15 protein-coding genes and 3 pseudogenes are annotated in these 16,671 nt (G+C 59.5%); 6 read left to right on the top strand and 12 right to left on the bottom strand.

Going from position 1 to position 16,671, the window contains the following annotated elements; genetic code table 11:
• Nucleotides 1-59 precede the first annotated feature (59 nt).
• Both WN72_RS19355 and WN72_RS19350 read left to right on the top strand, forming a co-directional pair.
• Nucleotides 60-2,162 (top strand): NHLP family bacteriocin export ABC transporter peptidase/permease/ATPase subunit, encoded by a 2,103-nt coding sequence (locus WN72_RS19355; RefSeq protein WP_231164100.1) that lies wholly within the window; start codon nucleotides 60-62, stop codon nucleotides 2,160-2,162.
• A complete protein-coding gene (locus WN72_RS19350) occupies nucleotides 2,159-5,062 on the top strand; it encodes an NHLP bacteriocin export ABC transporter permease/ATPase subunit (protein ID WP_027564509.1) in 2,904 nt (967 codons plus the stop codon). The genes WN72_RS19355 and WN72_RS19350 overlap by 4 nt, the downstream gene beginning before the upstream one ends.
• Nucleotides 5,063-5,276: 214 nt before the next feature.
• Here the strand turns inward: WN72_RS19350 and WN72_RS19345 are convergent, their stop codons facing one another.
• The 7 genes and pseudogenes from WN72_RS19345 to WN72_RS19315 form a co-directional block, all read right to left on the bottom strand.
• Nucleotides 5,277-5,489: a hypothetical protein gene (locus tag WN72_RS19345; protein WP_028146191.1), complete on the bottom strand. Its 213-nt coding sequence runs from the start codon at nucleotides 5,487-5,489 to the stop codon at nucleotides 5,277-5,279.
• Between the two features lie 215 nt (nucleotides 5,490-5,704).
• A pseudogene (locus tag WN72_RS47880) lies at nucleotides 5,705-5,824 on the bottom strand (IS5/IS1182 family transposase); the annotation flags it as partial.
• Between the two features lie 1,339 nt (nucleotides 5,825-7,163).
• A complete protein-coding gene (locus tag WN72_RS19335; protein WP_156950831.1) occupies nucleotides 7,164-7,376 on the bottom strand; it encodes a hypothetical protein in 213 nt (70 codons plus the stop codon).
• Nucleotides 7,377-7,402: 26 nt separating this feature from the next.
• On the bottom strand, nucleotides 7,403-7,615 hold the full coding sequence (locus tag WN72_RS19330) for a hypothetical protein (RefSeq protein WP_028146191.1): 213 nt from the start codon (nucleotides 7,613-7,615) through the stop codon (nucleotides 7,403-7,405).
• A 26-nt stretch (nucleotides 7,616-7,641) separates the two neighbouring features.
• Nucleotides 7,642-7,854 carry a hypothetical protein gene (locus WN72_RS19325; protein ID WP_028146191.1) on the bottom strand — a complete coding sequence of 71 codons (213 nt, stop codon included), beginning with the start codon at nucleotides 7,852-7,854 and terminating at the stop codon, nucleotides 7,642-7,644.
• A 215-nt stretch (nucleotides 7,855-8,069) separates the two neighbouring features.
• A pseudogene (locus tag WN72_RS46970) lies at nucleotides 8,070-8,251 on the bottom strand (IS5/IS1182 family transposase); the annotation flags it as partial.
• 936 nt (nucleotides 8,252-9,187) lie between these two features.
• Nucleotides 9,188-9,403, bottom strand: coding sequence for a hypothetical protein (locus WN72_RS19315; protein WP_028146188.1), 216 nt, complete (start codon nucleotides 9,401-9,403; stop codon nucleotides 9,188-9,190).
• Nucleotides 9,404-9,973: 570 nt separating this feature from the next.
• Between WN72_RS19315 and WN72_RS47875 the strand changes: the two genes are divergently transcribed.
• Complete coding sequence (locus WN72_RS47875; protein WP_027560421.1) at nucleotides 9,974-10,162, top strand: hypothetical protein; 189 nt, start codon at nucleotides 9,974-9,976, stop codon at nucleotides 10,160-10,162.
• Between the two features lie 137 nt (nucleotides 10,163-10,299).
• Here WN72_RS47875 and WN72_RS19305 read toward each other — a convergent pair whose 3' ends face one another.
• Nucleotides 10,300-10,665: a hypothetical protein gene (locus tag WN72_RS19305; protein WP_092218525.1), complete on the bottom strand. Its 366-nt coding sequence runs from the start codon at nucleotides 10,663-10,665 to the stop codon at nucleotides 10,300-10,302.
• A 754-nt stretch (nucleotides 10,666-11,419) separates the two neighbouring features.
• Between WN72_RS19305 and WN72_RS19300 the strand changes: the two genes are divergently transcribed.
• Complete coding sequence (locus WN72_RS19300; protein ID WP_027560423.1) at nucleotides 11,420-11,653, top strand: DUF6894 family protein; 234 nt, start codon at nucleotides 11,420-11,422, stop codon at nucleotides 11,651-11,653.
• Between the two features lie 201 nt (nucleotides 11,654-11,854).
• On the opposite strand, the gene WN72_RS19295 is transcribed toward WN72_RS19300, so the two are convergent.
• Nucleotides 11,855-12,268, bottom strand: a complete 414-nt coding sequence (locus WN72_RS19295; RefSeq protein WP_028146187.1) for a hypothetical protein — start codon at nucleotides 12,266-12,268, stop codon at nucleotides 11,855-11,857.
• 20 nt (nucleotides 12,269-12,288) lie between these two features.
• Nucleotides 12,289-13,161: a formylglycine-generating enzyme family protein gene (locus WN72_RS19290; protein ID WP_027560425.1), complete on the bottom strand. Its 873-nt coding sequence runs from the start codon at nucleotides 13,159-13,161 to the stop codon at nucleotides 12,289-12,291.
• Nucleotides 13,162-13,418: 257 nt separating this feature from the next.
• Between WN72_RS19290 and WN72_RS19285 the strand changes: the two genes are divergently transcribed.
• Together WN72_RS19285 and WN72_RS19280 are read left to right on the top strand one after the other, a co-directional pair.
• Nucleotides 13,419-14,327: a DUF4399 domain-containing protein gene (locus WN72_RS19285; protein ID WP_027560426.1), complete on the top strand. Its 909-nt coding sequence runs from the start codon at nucleotides 13,419-13,421 to the stop codon at nucleotides 14,325-14,327.
• Between the two features lie 7 nt (nucleotides 14,328-14,334).
• Nucleotides 14,335-15,639 carry a caspase family protein gene (locus WN72_RS19280; protein ID WP_092218526.1) on the top strand — a complete coding sequence of 435 codons (1,305 nt, stop codon included), beginning with the start codon at nucleotides 14,335-14,337 and terminating at the stop codon, nucleotides 15,637-15,639.
• A 97-nt stretch (nucleotides 15,640-15,736) separates the two neighbouring features.
• Here the strand turns inward: WN72_RS19280 and WN72_RS19275 are convergent, their stop codons facing one another.
• Both WN72_RS19275 and WN72_RS19270 read right to left on the bottom strand, forming a co-directional pair.
• Nucleotides 15,737-15,892, bottom strand: coding sequence for a hypothetical protein (locus WN72_RS19275; protein WP_167336479.1), 156 nt, complete (start codon nucleotides 15,890-15,892; stop codon nucleotides 15,737-15,739).
• A 355-nt stretch (nucleotides 15,893-16,247) separates the two neighbouring features.
• Nucleotides 16,248-16,450 (bottom strand): annotated as a pseudogene (locus tag WN72_RS19270) (ATP-binding cassette domain-containing protein); the annotation flags it as partial.
• Between the last annotated feature and the right edge of the window lie 221 nt (nucleotides 16,451-16,671).

The following is a 16,671-nucleotide window of genomic DNA, read 5'->3' as shown; positions in this document are numbered from 1 at the left end:
GCCGCATGGCGAGCTGGTTGCCGCAGCGACGCAGCCAGCGGACACCCATCATACTGCAGATGGAAGCCGTCGAATGCGGTGCGGCAGCGCTTGGCATCATTCTCGGTTATTACGGTGCGTGGATTCCGTTGGAGGAGCTTCGCGTCGCATGCGGCGTATCGCGTGACGGCAGCAAGGCGAGCAACATCATCAGAGCGGCGCGCCGATACGGACTGACGGCGAAGGGGTACAGCGTCGAGCCTCCGGCACTTGCCGAGATTCCAACGCCTTGCATCATTCACTGGAACTTCAACCACTTCGTGGTTCTGGAAGGAATTAATAGAAAGCGGGCCTACATAAATGACCCCGCGAGCGGGCGTCGGCAGATCGATCTGGTCGAGCTTGACCACGCCTTCACCGGCGTTGTCCTGGTGTTCGAACGGGGCGAAAGGTTCGAGAAGGTCGGCAGCAAACCGAAGGGAATAGGCCTGCTCATACGGGAGCTGCGCCACTCAAAGCAGGCGGTGGCCCTGCTAGTTGTTGTCAGCATCGCCGCGGTCCTGCCCAATATTGTTGCCGCGGGATTTTCAAAAATCTTTGTTGATGAGATTTTGATCCAGCACACGCGCAGCTGGCTTGTGCCGCTCCTGATCGGCATGGCGCTGACGGCGGCTCTCCGGGCCGTTCTGACCACCATACGCCAATCGCTGCTATTGCGGCTGCAGACCAAGCTCGCCGTCGTGATGACCAGCCGTTTTCTGTGGCGCCTCATGGCGCTGCCGATGGAATTTTTCACCCAACGTCACGCCGGCGACATTGCGGGCCGTATTGCAGCCAACGAACAGATCGCCCGGCTGCTTTCAAGTGGCATTGCCGCCAATGCGCTCAGCCTGATGTCGGTGGTCTTGTTCGCCGCGGCCATGGCCGTCTACGACGTCAGCCTAACCGCGCTTTGCGTCACAATCTCATTGATAAATGTTCTTCTCCTGCGGCTTGTCGCTTCACGCCGCCAGGAACTGAGCTATCGGCTGGCGCTCGATCAGGGAAGGCTACTCGGGGCGACCGTGAGCATGGTGCGGACTATCGAAACCATCAAAGCAAGTGGATTGGAAGACGACGCCTTTGGCCGGTGGGCCGGTCTTCAAGCCAAAAACCTCAACGCCGAACAGAGGATCGGCGCCTCCGCCATCATATTGGACATGGTCCCGACCTTGCTTACGGGTCTCATGATCGCAGCGATTCTTGGTGTCGGAGGCTTGCGGGTCATTCAGGGCTCGTTGACGCTGGGAAGCCTCGTGGCCTTCCAATCCTTAGCATTGAGTTTCTCCGAGCCTTTCGTCAACCTCGTGAACTATTTCGGTGGCCTGCAAACCATCAAGGGAGCGCTCGAACGGCTCGAGGATGTCTACCGATACCCGCTAGCGCCGCAACCTCCGACACATGCGGGTGCCTTGCCGCCGAAGCTTACCGGCCGACTCGAACTTCACAATATCAGCTTCGGCTATTCGGTGCTCGAACCGCCGCTTTTGGCGGATCTTTCGCTGGTGATCCCTGCCGGTTCGCGCGTGGCACTCGTTGGCATGTCGGGCAGTGGAAAATCAACCCTCGGCAAACTGATCTGCGGACTGTACAAACCCTGGTCCGGCGAGATTCGTTTTGATGGATGTAAGCTGACGGATGTCCCTGCGGACATTTTTGCGAACTCCGTCGCCTATGTCGACCAGGACGTCTTTCTGTTCGAGGGAACGGCGCGGGACAATTTAACGCTCTGGGATTCAACAACCGATGAGCGCCACCTCCTGACGGCGGCCAAGGACGCGCTCATTCATCAAGACCTTGCGACTAGACCAGGCAATTATGACTGCCACGTCAATGAGGGCGGTACGAACTTCAGCGGTGGTCAGCGTCAGCGCATCGAAATCGCCCGCGCCCTGGTTTGCAATCCCTCGATCCTTGTCTTGGATGAAGCGACGGCTGCACTTGATCCGATCACGGAAAAATCCATCGACGACAACCTGCGGCGCCGCGGCTGCAGCTGCATCATCATCGCCCACCGCTTGAGTACTATACGCGATTGCGACGAAATCATCGTGCTCGAACGCGGTCGCATCGTTGAACGCGGCACGCATGAAGAGCTTCTTGCGCTTCAGGCTTCCTATGCCAAACTGGTGGCGCGCGAATGACGGATCGATTTGTCAGCGAGAATTTCGTCGGACAACAACGCGAGGCGCCGATCGGTCTGTCGCACCGGACTTCGCTCGATGCGCGTCGCCCAATGCTTCTCAGCGACCACGAACACGTTCTTCAAGTGGCAGCCGGTCACGTCGATTTATTTGCAGTTCAGCCGACGGGCACGCGCCAGCATTTATTTCGTGTCGAAAACGGCGGATGCATTCTGGACCTGCACAATGCCTGCGAAACCTCGGGCAGCCGGCTCCAAATCATCGCTGTCGGCCCGCCTGGGAATGCGCTTTTGGAGATACCGCGCAGTGCAGCGTCCTTTGTCCCTGTGTCTGGCTGGATTGCCCAATTGGCGGTGTTCATGGTCCGCTCGGCGGCAAACGAAGCGATTTCCGAGTTGGTGAGCGGTGAGGAGATTGAACTACACCCGGGCGAGCGACGTCGCGGTCCGATGCGGGACCTCCTGTGGGCACACCTCGACACCGGGACAGCAAAGGTCATGAACCTCGGCTCGAGCTTCGCTCCCGGGCAGCCTCCCTTCCCTTTGACCGCTGGGGTGTGGGTGGAAGCCGGCGAGCGCGGGTGCAAATTGCGTCTCGACCCAAACCCGCCAGGTACCCAGGTTCTGTGGTCCGCGATTGATCGATTCCAGGTAACAGTTATCGCTCATCTTGAGCGCAGCCTGGCAGAGGGCGTCATTCGAGAGCGGGAACGCCTGGTCCGCCGCGACGAACTCACTGCGTCGCAAACCCTCGACTCGTTTGAGCGGCTCGCTGATGTCGTGGTCAAGAAAGCCGATCGTGCGCAATCCGAATGGGACCCGACAGACCCACTGCTTTGCAGTTGCCGGGTTGTCGGAGAAGAACTGGGAATACCGGTTACACTTTCGCAGCGCGCTCAACCCACAAGACAGGCCTTCAGCGACATTCTGGAGATCGCTCGCACAGCCCAGTTGCGGATCCGCCGTGTACTCCTGCGCGATGTCTGGTGGAAGACCGATGCCGGACCGCTCCTCGGTTGGCACGGAGACCAACGCAGTCCAGTGGCTCTGGTGCGCGAGCGGGCGAACACCTACACGATGTTCGACCCAAAGGGTGGAAGTCGTCGCCCGGTCGATCGCTCCGTTGCTGGCGAACTCAAATCAGAGGCCATCACTTTCTATCCGGCGCTGCCGTCCCGCCCGCTCCAATATCGCGATCTGCTTACCTTTGCGATGCGAGGCGTTTCCGGCAGCATCGCGCGCATCGCGTTGGCTGTTATAGCAATCGGGCTACTGTCGCTGATGCCGCCACTGATCACCAATGTCCTTGTCAATTCGGTTATCCCGCGCACCGAGATCGATCAGCTCCTTGTTTGTGCGCTTGCGCTGACGGTCACCGCTTTGGCGATGGCCGGTCTGCAGGCGATGCAAGGACGGGTCACGTTAAGGCTCGAAGGTCTGCTCGACTATAAGCTGCAGGCCGCGCTGATCGACCGACTGCTCCGCCTGCCCACCTCTCTATTTCGCGAATATACAAGCGGCGATTTGGTCGATCGCGCCATGGGCATCGACGCCACTCGCCGGATCTTCACCGGGCGTGTGCTGGGCGGCTTTACGGCCTCGTTCTTTTGTCTCTTCAGCATTGGACTGATGCTCTACTATGACCTCCGACTGGGCGGCATTGCACTGCTGCTTACCATGATTAGAGCAGCTGCAATTCTTGGCACGAGCGCCGTGCGACTCTACTACGAAACCAAGCAGTTCAACCTGCAAGGCAAGGCCAGTGGCTTTGTGCTGCAATTGATTGCGGGAGTCGGCAAGCTGCGCGTGGCAGGCGCAACGGCGCGCGCGTTAGCGCGATGGTCGCAACAATTTGCCGTACAGAGGCGCTATTTTATTACCTCGCAGCAAGCGGCCAACGCGCTGAGTACCTTTGATACCGCCTTTCCGATGCTGGCGACATTGGTCATCTTTGCGCTCGCCTCCTACACAAACAGTCACGTCCTGCTCGATCTCGGCGCGTTTCTCGGCTTTCTGGCAGCGTTCGGACAGGCCACGGCCGCGATCGGCAGTTGGGCCTCGAGCGTCAGTGAATCACTGGTGGCGATTCCTCACCTCAGCCGCTTGAAGCCCGTGATTTCCACTCCAGCCGAGATCTCTGAGGAACGGCGATCACCCGGAGAGCTATCTGGAGAGCTCGAACTTTCCGGCATCGTGTTCCGCTATATGAAAGGCGGGCCGAAGGTCCTGGATGATATCAGCTTGAGCATTGCGACGGGTGACTACGTCGCGATCGTCGGTCCCTCAGGTAGCGGGAAATCGTCGCTCTTTCGTTTGCTGCTCGGTTTTGAGCGGGCGGAAGCTGGCACGGTGTTTTACGACGGCAAGGCTCTCAACACGCTCGACATCAGCGCCGTGCGCCGGCAGCTTGGCGTAGTTCTGCAAGATACCAAGCTCGCAACCGGAAGCCTTTACGACAACATTTGCGGCGGCGTTGATCTGCCGCTGGAGAAGGCCTGGGAGGCCGCCCGACTGGCGGCGCTGGATGCCGACATCGCGCAGATGCCGATGGGCATGCATACGCTGGTTGCGGAAGGCGTGACTACGCTGTCAGGCGGTCAGCGGCAGCGACTATTGATCGCCCGCGCTCTTGCGCGCTCACCACGGATTCTTCTGTTTGATGAGGCAACCAGCGCACTCGACAACCAAACCCAAAGCATCGTCGGCACCTCGCTGGAACGATTGAGCATTACGAGGATTGTGATTGCGCATCGCCTCAGCACCGTGCGCAATGCGGATCGTATTGTCATGCTCTCGCGCGGCAAGGTCGTGCAAGCGGGAAGCTACGCGGAGCTCATGAACGAGCCGGGGCCGTTTGCGGATTTTGCCAAGCGGCAGCTGCTTGAATCGGCTCATCACTAGCCTAACGGCGGACGCATCGCTAGGCCGGGCCATTCCCTGTGGATGAGGATCTCTCGGCAGGTGGGCACGAGTACGCTCGTTGGGCATCGACACCGTGTCAAGACCTCTGCCCCAGTTCATTGCGCGAGGATGCCTGTGTCCATGAGAGTTCTCGATTGAAATGAGTACCCGCACACCCCCGGAAGTAGCCAAGGAGTGTGCGGGCATTGGTAACTTAGCCGATCGAGCTGGTGTTCGACTGCGCGAGCAGCTGCGTGACGGCAGCGGCGCCACCGGCACCGAAGACGCTGGAGCCGCCCTGAGCCACACCGACCTGCGTGGCAGAGTTCGCCTGCGCGACGATGTTGTTGGACAGATTGCTCAGGTCGAAGAACCCGCCAGACACGGCGTCGAGTTCCATATCGATCAATTCACACGCTTCAATCATGTCTTCCCTCTTGTTGCTGTGATCGACATCTGGCTCAAAGCAAACCAGCGCCTCACTGCCCGTGTTCTTACCGGATGGTTGCCTTTCTATCTGTGAGAAGAATCACGCACGCTCCACAGTGGCAGCCTTGGCTGCGATATCGCTCGAACGAACCTGACTGTCTCAGACACCTTCATAACCCGGGGGCCTGGTCTCATAGCGCAGAGCGAGAACTCTGACGCGAGCTGAACGTATGCGAGGCAGTTGACCGCAAGGCTGTCGAAGCGCGTTGCGATCCGACGACATTGCTCGATCCTGTTGAAGACGCGTTCATCGATATTGCGGGCTCGGTAGACGCATGAGCGATGCACCCCGACCGTGAGCATACGCACTCGAGAAGCAACCGTCAGCTAGGTCGGGATGTTTCCTGCCGCGTGCGGCGCGCTGGACGCGATCGCCGATGCGCCGCGCATGTGCTACTTGAGCTGTAAGCGTGGAGCGGGCGTTAACGCAGTCATGATTGCGAGCCTCCGGAGCCTGGTGCTGTTGGCTTTTAGGCACTCTCCTTTCAAAGCACGGCGAGAGCTCTCATAGGGGCGGTCACCGGCCAGCATCCGACTATTCGCGAATGGGAACATCGCGGAAGTGTAACGCCACGAGAAAAAGCATCTTCCTGCTGAATCGAGCCGCTCATTTCAGAGGGCGGACGATCACATCGCAGCTCCGTGGCGGTATGTCAGCGAATGCAAGGCTCGGATAACGAGCGCGGGCGTGTTTCCCGCTCGGAACCGCTCGCCAGGCCGATGTCTATAGGTCTGGCTCGTCAGTTCATGCCTCGGAGAGTTCGTCATGCTCCACGCCGGCCCGCCAATGACGGCGACGTAGTGTTTCCTCGCACTAGGACGTTTGAGGTAGGCGTAGGGCATGGAACGGAGCTGCTTTCTACAAGCAGCGATCAACCTGGATAAGCGCGGCGTATTTCATGCTCTTCCCGCCGCCGTTGCAGCGCGACTCCGCTGGCTTTTCTGCCTCGCCTCTAGACCAGGGGCGCAATAGAATCGGATACCCAAGCGCTCGACCGGCCAAGTACTCACCCGAGTGGTCTTGGGTTGTGAAAACTATCGCGACTTGAAGCCTCGGTCCCAATATTTCTTCCGCAGGGAGGCTGTGAACCTGCCCGTCTGGTCATGTACGCCACTCGCGTTCAGCACTGGTGGCCGATCGCGTAATTGCTCTGGCCGCACCAGCATGCGAGGCTTTCTCGGCTCGTCGCTCGTAGTCGTCGGCGAGAGCCTTGAGCTGGGCGGCAATCGCTCGGTCGGTCATGGTTTGGACAGCGCGGAGCAAGCTCTGTGCTATTTGTAAGTATTCCCTGCCTCGTTGTGAAATCTGGGAAGTCATCAAGCCCTCGCTCGGTTCTCTGGCGCCTGGTCTAAAGCGAGAAGCCAGGATAGCCAATTGCCATCACTCGCCCGACGAGCTCTGAAGCGATTGACGCACTTCTTGGAGCAGAGAGGGGTTCGCCACGAGTAGTGCCGGACGAGTCCAAACTTGCGATCACAAACTGCGCATCGTGTGGCTTTGCCAGATCCAGCGCTCTCGTTACCAGGGGTGCTTGTGTCCATGAGAGTTCTCGATTGAAATGAGTACCCGCACACCCCGAGGGCAGCCAAGGAGTGTGCGGGCATCGCTGACTTAGCCGATCGAGCTGGTGTTCGACTGCGCGAGCAGCTGCGTGACGGCAGCGGCACCACCGGCACCGAAGACGCTGGAGCCGCCCTGAGCCACACCGACCTGCGTGGCATTGTTCGCCTGCGCGACGATGTTGTTGGACAGATTGCTCAGGTCGAAGAACCCTCCAGCCACGGCGTCGAGTTCCATGTCGATTAGTTCACACGCTTCAATCATGACTTCCCTCCTCTGGTATCTGTGACTTAGCCGATCGAGCTGGTGTTCGACTGCGCGAGCAGCTGCGTGACGGCAGCGGCACCACCGGCACCGAAGACGCTGGAGCCGCCCTGAGCCACACCGACCTGCGTGGCAGAGTTCGCCTGCGCGACGATGTTGTTGGACAGATTGCTCAGGTCGAAGAACCCGCCAGACACGGCGTCGAGTTCCATGTCGATCAGTTCACACGCTTCAATCATGATTTCTCTCCTCTGGTCTCTGTGACTTAGCCGATCGAGCTGGTGTTCGACTGCGCGAGCAGCTGCGTGACGGCAGCGGCACCACCGGCACCGAAGACGCTGGAGCCGCCCTGAGCCACACCGACCTGCGTGGCAGAGTTCGCCTGCGCGACGATGTTGTTGGACAGATTGCTCAGGTCGAAGAACCCGCCAGACACGGCGTCGAGTTCCATATCGATCAATTCACACGCTTCAATCATGTCTTCCCTCTTGTTGCTGTGATCGACATCTGGCTCAAAGCAAACCAGCGCCTCACTGCCCGTGTTCTTACCGGATGGTTGCCTTTCTATCTGTGAGAAGAATCACGCACGCTCCACAGTGGCAGCCTTGGCTGCGATATCGCTCGAACGAACCTGACTGTCTCAGACACCTTCATAACCCGGGGGCCTGGTCTCATAGCGCAGAGCGAGAACTCTGACGCGAGCTGAACGTATGCGAGGCAGTTGACCGCAAGGCTGTCGAAGCGCGTTGCGATCCGACGACATTGCTCGATCCTGTTGAAGACGCGTTCATCGATATTGCGGGCTCGGTAGACGCATGGACTGCTTTCCGCAGGGATGCTGGCCAGGCGCCGTTCCTGATGGCGAGTTCTCCGACTCGATGTCGTGGCCACCGCAGCAGCACTTGCTTGGTTGTGACAGCAGGCGCAGGACATCGGCCTATGAAGATCGTGATCCTCTCAAACCGACGCAACAATTTCTGCGAACCTATCGGATGGAACGATTGATGTCGTATCGTACATTGCTATCGCCGCCGCTAGCTTCAGCGGTCAGGCGATCGGAATTGATACGAACCTGCCCGCGGCGACGGATTGGAAGTCCGGCCGCACGGTGTGCCAGCACTCAATTCCGCGAACGCGTTGGGCGGATCCGATACTCACTGAGATCTACCAGGGAGGGTTTTGGCCGTAGCATTCGGCCCGCTCTCCGCTGTATCGCCGGCCGTCTTGCTCGTCCGGCGCCGCGGCCAATAGACGGTTCAATCAAGCTGCTGACAACCGATTCCTTGGTCCTTTCACCAACGGGAAGACCTTTTATTGAAGGAGACTGTACGACGACAGCACGCCGATCCGATCAAATGCCATGCGGATGCCGGTCACGGACCACCGCTTCATTTCGCTGCCGCGCAGCAACCGCGTCGCTTTAGGACAGCAAGACGGCCATCAATTTCGGTGCGCCAAGCCACCGGCTTTATGAATTCATGGCCTAACGCTACTTTATGCAGGCTGTTGGTCGGCGATCACAAAAGCGATTCCCGAACCGATTTCTCAATGATTCATGGATGGTCGGCTCTTGGAGGCTAACCGTGGGGAATGGAGAGAGGAGCTCGGATGCAGGCTGACGCCACTCCCGGATCGGCGGGTCATAAGATCTGACAGCGGGATGTGTCCGATTACGTTGCGGGATTTATCAGCCTTGGTGGCCCGAAGGCGTTTAGCCGATGGCGGAACACCTTGGTAACGGGCACCTTACAGTGAGCGAGTTGTACCCGCACCCCCCGGGAGCGGCCGGGAGTGTGCGGGGCATCCTGGACTTAGCCGATCGAGCTGACGTTCGCCTGAGCGAGCAGCTGTGTGAGGTTTGCGTTGCCTCCATTGCCGAAGACGCTGAAGCCGCCGACGGCAACACCGACCTGCGTAGCAATCTGCGGCTGTACGACGATATTGCCGGACAAGTTGCTCACGTCGAAGAGTCCCCCACCAGACACCGCGTCGAGTTCCATATCGATCAGTTCACGCACTTCATTCATGATTCCATCCTCAGGTTTGCGGGTGAACAACATCCAGCTCAAAGCAAGCCAGTGCCTCACTACGCGTGTTGATACTGGAGGACGGTTTTTCTATCTGTGACAGAAATCACGGGGGGCCCGGCGTGGCAATCAGCTTTAGCGACGATATGGCCCGTTGGATAAATGCCGTGTGCGACATTTGCTCCCACGGCGCTTCTGTTCTGATTCGTGTGGCATGGACTCTCGCATGTCTCGAACGGATCTGGCTGTCTCAGGCACCACGTGTAAGAATTGAGCGCGACGCAACGCCCATTCAGCGCAACAAACGGATCGAACGCGAGTGAGGTGGCCGCAGGCTCGCCGCAGGGCGACGCGTTCCACGACATTGCGAGTTCTTTGATCCCAATCGGCGTCGCAGCCGCGGTCGACAAGCAATGTTGAGCCCTGAGGCGAGACAGGACCTTTCCCGACAAGGCGTTGCCGCGAGCCGGATCGGCAGGCCGTTGGTATCAACGACCGCAAGAATCCTGCGCGCCACCCCACCCGTGGAGCGTCCCATCGACTGAACCCGCTCCGGGTGATGCACGCTCGATGCTGATGGATGCCGACAATAAAGGTGTCGATCGCCTGGACAGCGGCATCATTGGCGGCGGCAAGCGCGTCCATGACATGGCTCCGCACGCTGGCCTACCGCCAGCGAACGAAGCGGTTGCAGAAGTGGTCGCTGGCTTGGGCGGTCAAGCGATCGGAATGGACACGAACTTGCGCGCGGCAGGATGAGCAACAGGTACGCTCGTTGAGCATCGACACCGTGTCGAGAGTCTTGAGCGACGGTGCCCGTGTCCATGAGAATTCTCGATTGAATTCGTACCCGAACACCCTCGGCAGCGGGTAAGGAGTGTTCGGGCATCCGCGATTTAGTGGATAGAGCTGAAGTTCAGCTGACCGAGCTGCTGAGTGACGCTGGCGTTATTGCCGATAGCCACACCAATCTGCACGGCAATGTTCTGCTCTATGACGATATTGCCGAAATGGCCGATATTGCCGATGTTGCCGAAGCTGAAGAGCCCGTGATGCCCGTGATGCCCATGATGATGCCCGTGATGTCCTCCACTCACGGCGTCGAGTTCCGTATCGATCAGCTCACGCATTTCACTCATAACTCCCTCCTCAGGGGTTGCAATGAACAACATGTGGCTCGAACCATACTGGAGGGTGACTTTTCCATCTGTGACGAAAATCACGGGCGGCCATGGCATCACGGCCATCGCGAAGATAGCCAAGCAAATGACCGTTGCGTGACTCAGGGCAGGCAGAGGAGGCAATTCTCTAGATGTGAGCGCCGTCACAGAAGATTCGGGTCGATCTCTTCATCCTCCGGTTCATGGCTGTATGATTCGGCCCCAAACGAAAGGCGGCGAGGAACACAGATGAACCTGAACCACTTTTTTAGTCTTCTCATCTTCGCGATCGGAGTGCTGTGCTTTGTGGCATTCATGACCACCCTAAAGCCACCGCTTTATCACACAGAGTTGGCGGTGGGTTCTATTTATGGCCGCGGGGTAACGACCTAGACTAGCCGATAAATATAGAAATGCTTGTACGGACCTCTGTGGGTCAATGGCGGGGCAATTCGGTCCCGCCACCATTGATAGACAGACCTCCTAGCCTTCTCCCCTGCATCGCGTTTGCAAGCACTGCAAGATGATGCCGCGCTCTGTTGCAATCTCTGCCGGCAATGCGCCCGCTTCCAGCGGCGCCGGACCAGCCGAACCCGACGGGACGCAGGTACGATCGACAGCAGCCGCGGAGGTTTCGGCTGCTGACAGAGCAGGCACGGCTGACGCCAGCCATTGGCCTAACGCAGACGTTGGATCCATACCTTGTCCGTGGATGTGTGGCGTGCACGATCACGGCCCCGCGGGGCCACCAAACCGCGCAATGTGCGAGTGATCACGGACAATCCGCTTTGCGGCCTAGTATGACTCCGACATGCAGGGTCGGGCTTGCTGACCCGAATATTGCAGGGAGGCGTACATGACTCAGGTCTATTTCCATTGCTCGAACACCAAGGGAGTACTGATGGATCGTCGCGGTACATTCGTATCCGACCTGATCGAAGCGTGTGAGGAGGCCACCCGCAGGGTGCGATCTCTCGTCGCAACCGCCAACCTGGAAGATTGGCGTCAGTGGGCCCTGCATGTCAGCGATGAGGCCGGCGACGAGATTTTCGTTCTGCCGTTCGCATTCGTGCTCGGCAATCCGCACTGAGAGGATGCCATGCTGTCAGAGCTACCATCGTTCATACTTCTTCGTCAGGGGGTGAATGCGCTCACGACAGCAATCATCCGGCGTTCGCGGAGGGGCCAAGCCAGTCGCGGCCGCAGCAACGTGTGTTGGCGCGGGCGCCGGAATCATAGTCGTCACGGACAGTCGGGCGGCGAACAAGCAGCACTTCGGAACCGCAGCGCTCTAAAGTCGCGCGCGATCAGCCGCTTCGGTCTCCACCGCCTTGCCGATCAGGAGAGTGATCGGAACGTCTTGTCCGCTGCCGCAGGTCAGCTGCCCCGAACCTGATGATCCGGATGCGACGATCCGGCATTGATCCTCGTCCATGATCAATACACCTTCCAGCCGCCCGGGGAACACTTTCAGCTGCAATCGCGCCTGCTTTTGCTCTACGCCATTGACGCTGCACAGACCGACGTGGCGCAGCGTGATCGTCCCCGAATATTCCGCACCTGGACGCTTAGCCGTTTTCCCGAGATTTCCCGTTATTTCCCATTCGTGCAGATAGCCGATTTGCCCGCTGGCGGAGTAGGATTGCGCCCGAGCGGCAGGGGCTGCAGCAAGCAACGCAAGTGTCGCCACGACGATCGCGCGCATTGTTTCCGCCCGCGGCATGATTACGGCAACTCCCGCACGACGCGAAAGCCGTTGGCGTAGTAACGCACGTCTACGTCGTAGCGAAACCTCGCCGAAGATCTGACGTCGTTGGCCTTGCTGAGGAAGTTGCCCCCGCGCAGCACTCGCAGACGGCAGTCGCCCGACGTCCAAGGCGACGCGTCCTTTGGCGCATTCCGATAGGAATCGTTCCAGCAATCCTCGACCCATTCCGCAGCATTGCCAGAAGTATCGTAGAGCCCGAAGCCATTTGGCCGGAACGAGCCCGTTGGCACGACCTGCTGCTTGATCGGACTGCCACAGCCGTCGCACTGCGCATGACCCGCGCCTGCCTCTCTGCCCCACCAGAACGGCGTTCTGGTTCCCGCGCGCGCGGCATATTCCCATTCCGCTTCGCTGGGGAGACGGTATTTCTGCCCGGTCTTCTGCGACAGCCAGGCGACGTACAGCTTGGCGTCTTCCCAGCTGATATTGATCACTGGGCGGTCGCCGCGCCCCCACCCGTGATCCTCGGGCCGCACTTTGCACGCGCCGGCATCGGCGCACGGATCCCACTCCGCGAACGTCACCTCGCGGCGCCCGATGGCGAAGGGCTTGCGAATGCTGATCAGGTGCTCGGGTTTCTCATAGGGCGTGTCATTGGATCCCATCACGAAGTCTCCCGGCGGCACAACCACGAGCTCAGCGCAGTTATCGCAGTCGCGAAACAGTTCTCCCGGATCCAGACTGGCGCCCTGTTGTTGAGCCATTCTGGTGTCGGATGGCGCGGACGGCTGGTCGACAGACGGGCCGCTGCTCAGCCCTCGCTGCGCGCTTGCCGCAGCACTTGCAAAAAGCGCTGTGAGACAAATCACAGTCAGAACGGCGAAATTCATATTGTGATCTCCGGTCGGCTCGAACGATCGGGAGTATGCACACGTCACATTCAATGCCGCATAGCATGCTTCATTCGACCGCGACCGGCAAGGTGCAGTCGCGCCGCGGGATTTTGGTTTACATTGGGCGGCAAAGGAATATCGTTTTAATCGTTTCATCCCGTCCGTTTGGACGGGCATATTATCGATGCTTGCAATTAATCAGATTCCCCCGGGCCCTCGGTCCAAGTTGTGCTCTGTGCATTGGGAAGATTGCGATGATGCAACGATTGCTGATATCCATTCTAGTTCCATTTGTCGGCGGTTTGATGCACTGCCACGCCGCACAGGCCCAAGCCCAGACGGGCGGACCGACGCCTTCGCCGCCCGGGGCGGCCGTCTATTTCATCGGCTTGAAGGATGGCGACACACTGCCAACCAAGACCACTTTACATTTCGGTCTCCATGGCATGGGCGTTGCGCCGGCAGGTTCGGACCGCGCCAACAGCGGTCACCATCATTTGATCGTCGACTCGCCACCCCCAGCACTGAACGCTGAAATTCCGAACGATTTCCAGCACCTCCATTTCGGCGCGGGGCAGACCGAGGCAGAGGTTTCGCTGACGCCCGGCGAGCACACGTTGCAGCTGGTGTTCGCTGACAAGAATCACGTTCCGCATTCGCCGCCGGTGATCTCCGAGCGGATCAGGGTCAAGGTCGCTGACCAAACTGGCCCCGCGGTAGCTCAAGCCGCTCCTGCGGCGAGCGGACGTCGTCCCGCGCCGAAGGATGCCAAGGTCTATTTCATCTATCCGAAGAACGGTTCCTATATTTCTCAGACCCCGGTTATCCGCTTTGGTTTGTTGAACATGGGCGTGGCGCCGGCGGGCTACGACAAACCCAACACCGGCCATCATCATTTGCTTGTCGATGCCGAGTTGCCTCCGCTCAACCAACCGATCCCGAACGACTTCAACCACCTGCACTTCGGCGCGGGCCAGACCGAGGCGAAAATCACACTCCCGCTCGGCCAGCACAAGCTGCGCCTGCTGTTCGCCGATTTTGCCCACGTGCCGCACGATCCAGCTGTGTTCTCCGAAGTCATCAACGTAACAGTGACGGAGAGCGGCCAGCCGCCGAGAAAACGCAAGTACCGCCAACGCACCTGGCGGAGTTACGGATATTGATGCAGCGATGAAACCGCGCCGGCATATAATCTACGTCCTCTGCCTCATCGTCAGCGCGTTGTTCGCCGATGCGGCTGCAGCAGAACGACGGGTCGCGCTGGTGGTCGGAATCTCCTCCTATACGAACGCACCGAAGCTGACCAATACTGCCAACGACTCCAAAGCAATCGCCGCGCTGTTCAAATCTATCGGTTTCGACGTCGTCATTTCGCGCAACGATCTCGGCGTCGTCGACCTCAAGCGCGCTGTGCGCGAGTTCCTCATTACTGCAGAGAACGCCGATGTGGCGGTGGTCTATTACGCCGGTCACGGCATCGAGATCGGCGGCATGAATTATCTGATACCGATGGATGCCAAGCTGAGCCACGACTACGACATCGACGATGAGGCTATCGCGCTCGATCGCATCATCTGGGCGCTGCAACCGGTACGCCGCCTGCGGTTGATACTGCTCGACGCCTGCCGCGACAACCCGTTTGCGGCCAAGCTGCGGTCCGCGAGCCGCTCGCCGACCAGAGGCGGGCTTGCGAAGCTTGATGAAATCAGTGCCGATACGCTGGTGGCTTTCGCGGCGAAGGCCGGCTCGATTTCCTATGACGGCGACGGCGTGAATAGTCCTTATGCAGCCGCTCTGCTCCGACACCTTGCCGAGCCCGGTATCGACATTCGGATCGCGCTTGGCCGCGTGCGCGATGAGGTCATCGCCATGACCGGTGGACGGCAGGAGCCTTTCATCTATGGCTCACTCGGCGGCGCGACCATCTCCTTAGTGCCGCAGCTCGGTGCAACCAATGTCGCGCCGGTACCGCCCCCTCCGCCAGTTTCGGCGCCGGCCCTGCCGAAGCCGGCCGTAGTCAATCCGACGCCGCCAAGCGTGCCGCCGGCGGTGAAGGCGGAACTCCCCAAGCCGCCGCTTCCGGCGGAGCCGGCCCCCGAAATCACGGATCCCTGTATCCGCGAGGAAGCGAGGCTGGCGCGTCTGCGCGCCAACCCAGCGCCGGACGAGATCACCAACTTCCAACGCGAGGTCGCCTGCAAGCGGCTGCGTTCGCAAGTACAGCGTCTATTTGAGAGTGTTGGCAGCAATGCCGCTCTACCTTCCGGCGGAAATGCGGCGCCGCAAGCGGCTCCGAAGCAGCAGGCACAGAATGAGTCTGTCCGTTCCGAAGATACCTGCACCCGCGACATGGCGCGGTTGCAGACCCTGCGCGCTGAACCAACGCTTGAGGCGATCACCAAGTTCGAGAGGGAATTGGGCTGCGAGCGGCTCCGGTCCCAGCTCCGGCGATTGCGCGAGAGCCTCGGTCCTTGATCTTGTCAGGACACAGCGTGATATGTCCATGACATTTCTTGATTGAAATTTGCGCCCCCACAGCCGGGAGCAGTCGACCGACGCGTCGCTGTTAAGATCAGTCGCGTTCGAAGATTTTGGCACCAGGGTAAGCTCGCCGGGCGTACGTAACGACCAGCTCCCGGTCCTGAGTCTCCAGGAAGGGAGTTCGGAGCTGGCACGCCCCGACGACAAGGTGCCACAGGCCATTAAGTCTTTTAATCACGATGTTCATGGTGTGCTCCTCGAAGAACAGCAAGCAACTGATCGACACGACAATCTTGCAGGTCACGCGTTAGCGCCGTGATCCTCATCACATATTGGAGAGCACAACTCGATGGGGCATGCTTCGATCACCGTTGGAGCGCCTGCGATGTACTCATCCAAGCTTCAAGCATCACTTCGAAGATGAAGCCTGTACGCGTCGCCGTGTGCAGCATGGACGAGCTGAGAGAGTGCGGGACCGAGAGCGCCGATCGCATCCGATGCCTTACCGGTCTAGTGCTTCATGCAATCACCATTGCAGCAAGACCGCGCCTACTTGCCGTTGTCACTGCAGGTTGGTGCCTAGCAGCCTGTGTCCAGGATCGACGCACCATCCCGAGATCGCGCGAGATGAAGAGGTAGGCGAGCCTCAGCTCGCGCTGTAGATCGACCAGAAGGTTGAGAATCCGTGCCTGCCCGACATGTCGGGCGCGGAGACCGGCTCGTCGACAACCAGCAGCTTCGGCCGCAACATCAATGCGCGCGCGACCGCGATGCGTTGACGCTGGCCGCCCGAGAATTTGTGCGGAACGGCGCATCTGGCCGGTATCAAGAACCGTCGGGGGTACGCGCTACGACAGCGGATAGGGATACGCGCTATGATGACACCGAACCTACGACGGCGGGACACAATCCGAACATGTGGTCGAAGTTCCAGTGACGCGCATCACGGTCGTTGACGTTGGGATCGGCTATCTCGGGCGTGTGTTGCAAAGCAAGTTTGCTGAGACAACCGTTACCATTCATTGA

Origin of the sequence: Bradyrhizobium arachidis, from assembly GCF_015291705.1 — a bacterium.
GTDB classification, from domain to species: domain Bacteria; phylum Pseudomonadota; class Alphaproteobacteria; order Rhizobiales; family Xanthobacteraceae; genus Bradyrhizobium; species Bradyrhizobium arachidis.
This window is presented reverse-complemented; position numbering and strand designations above follow the sequence as displayed.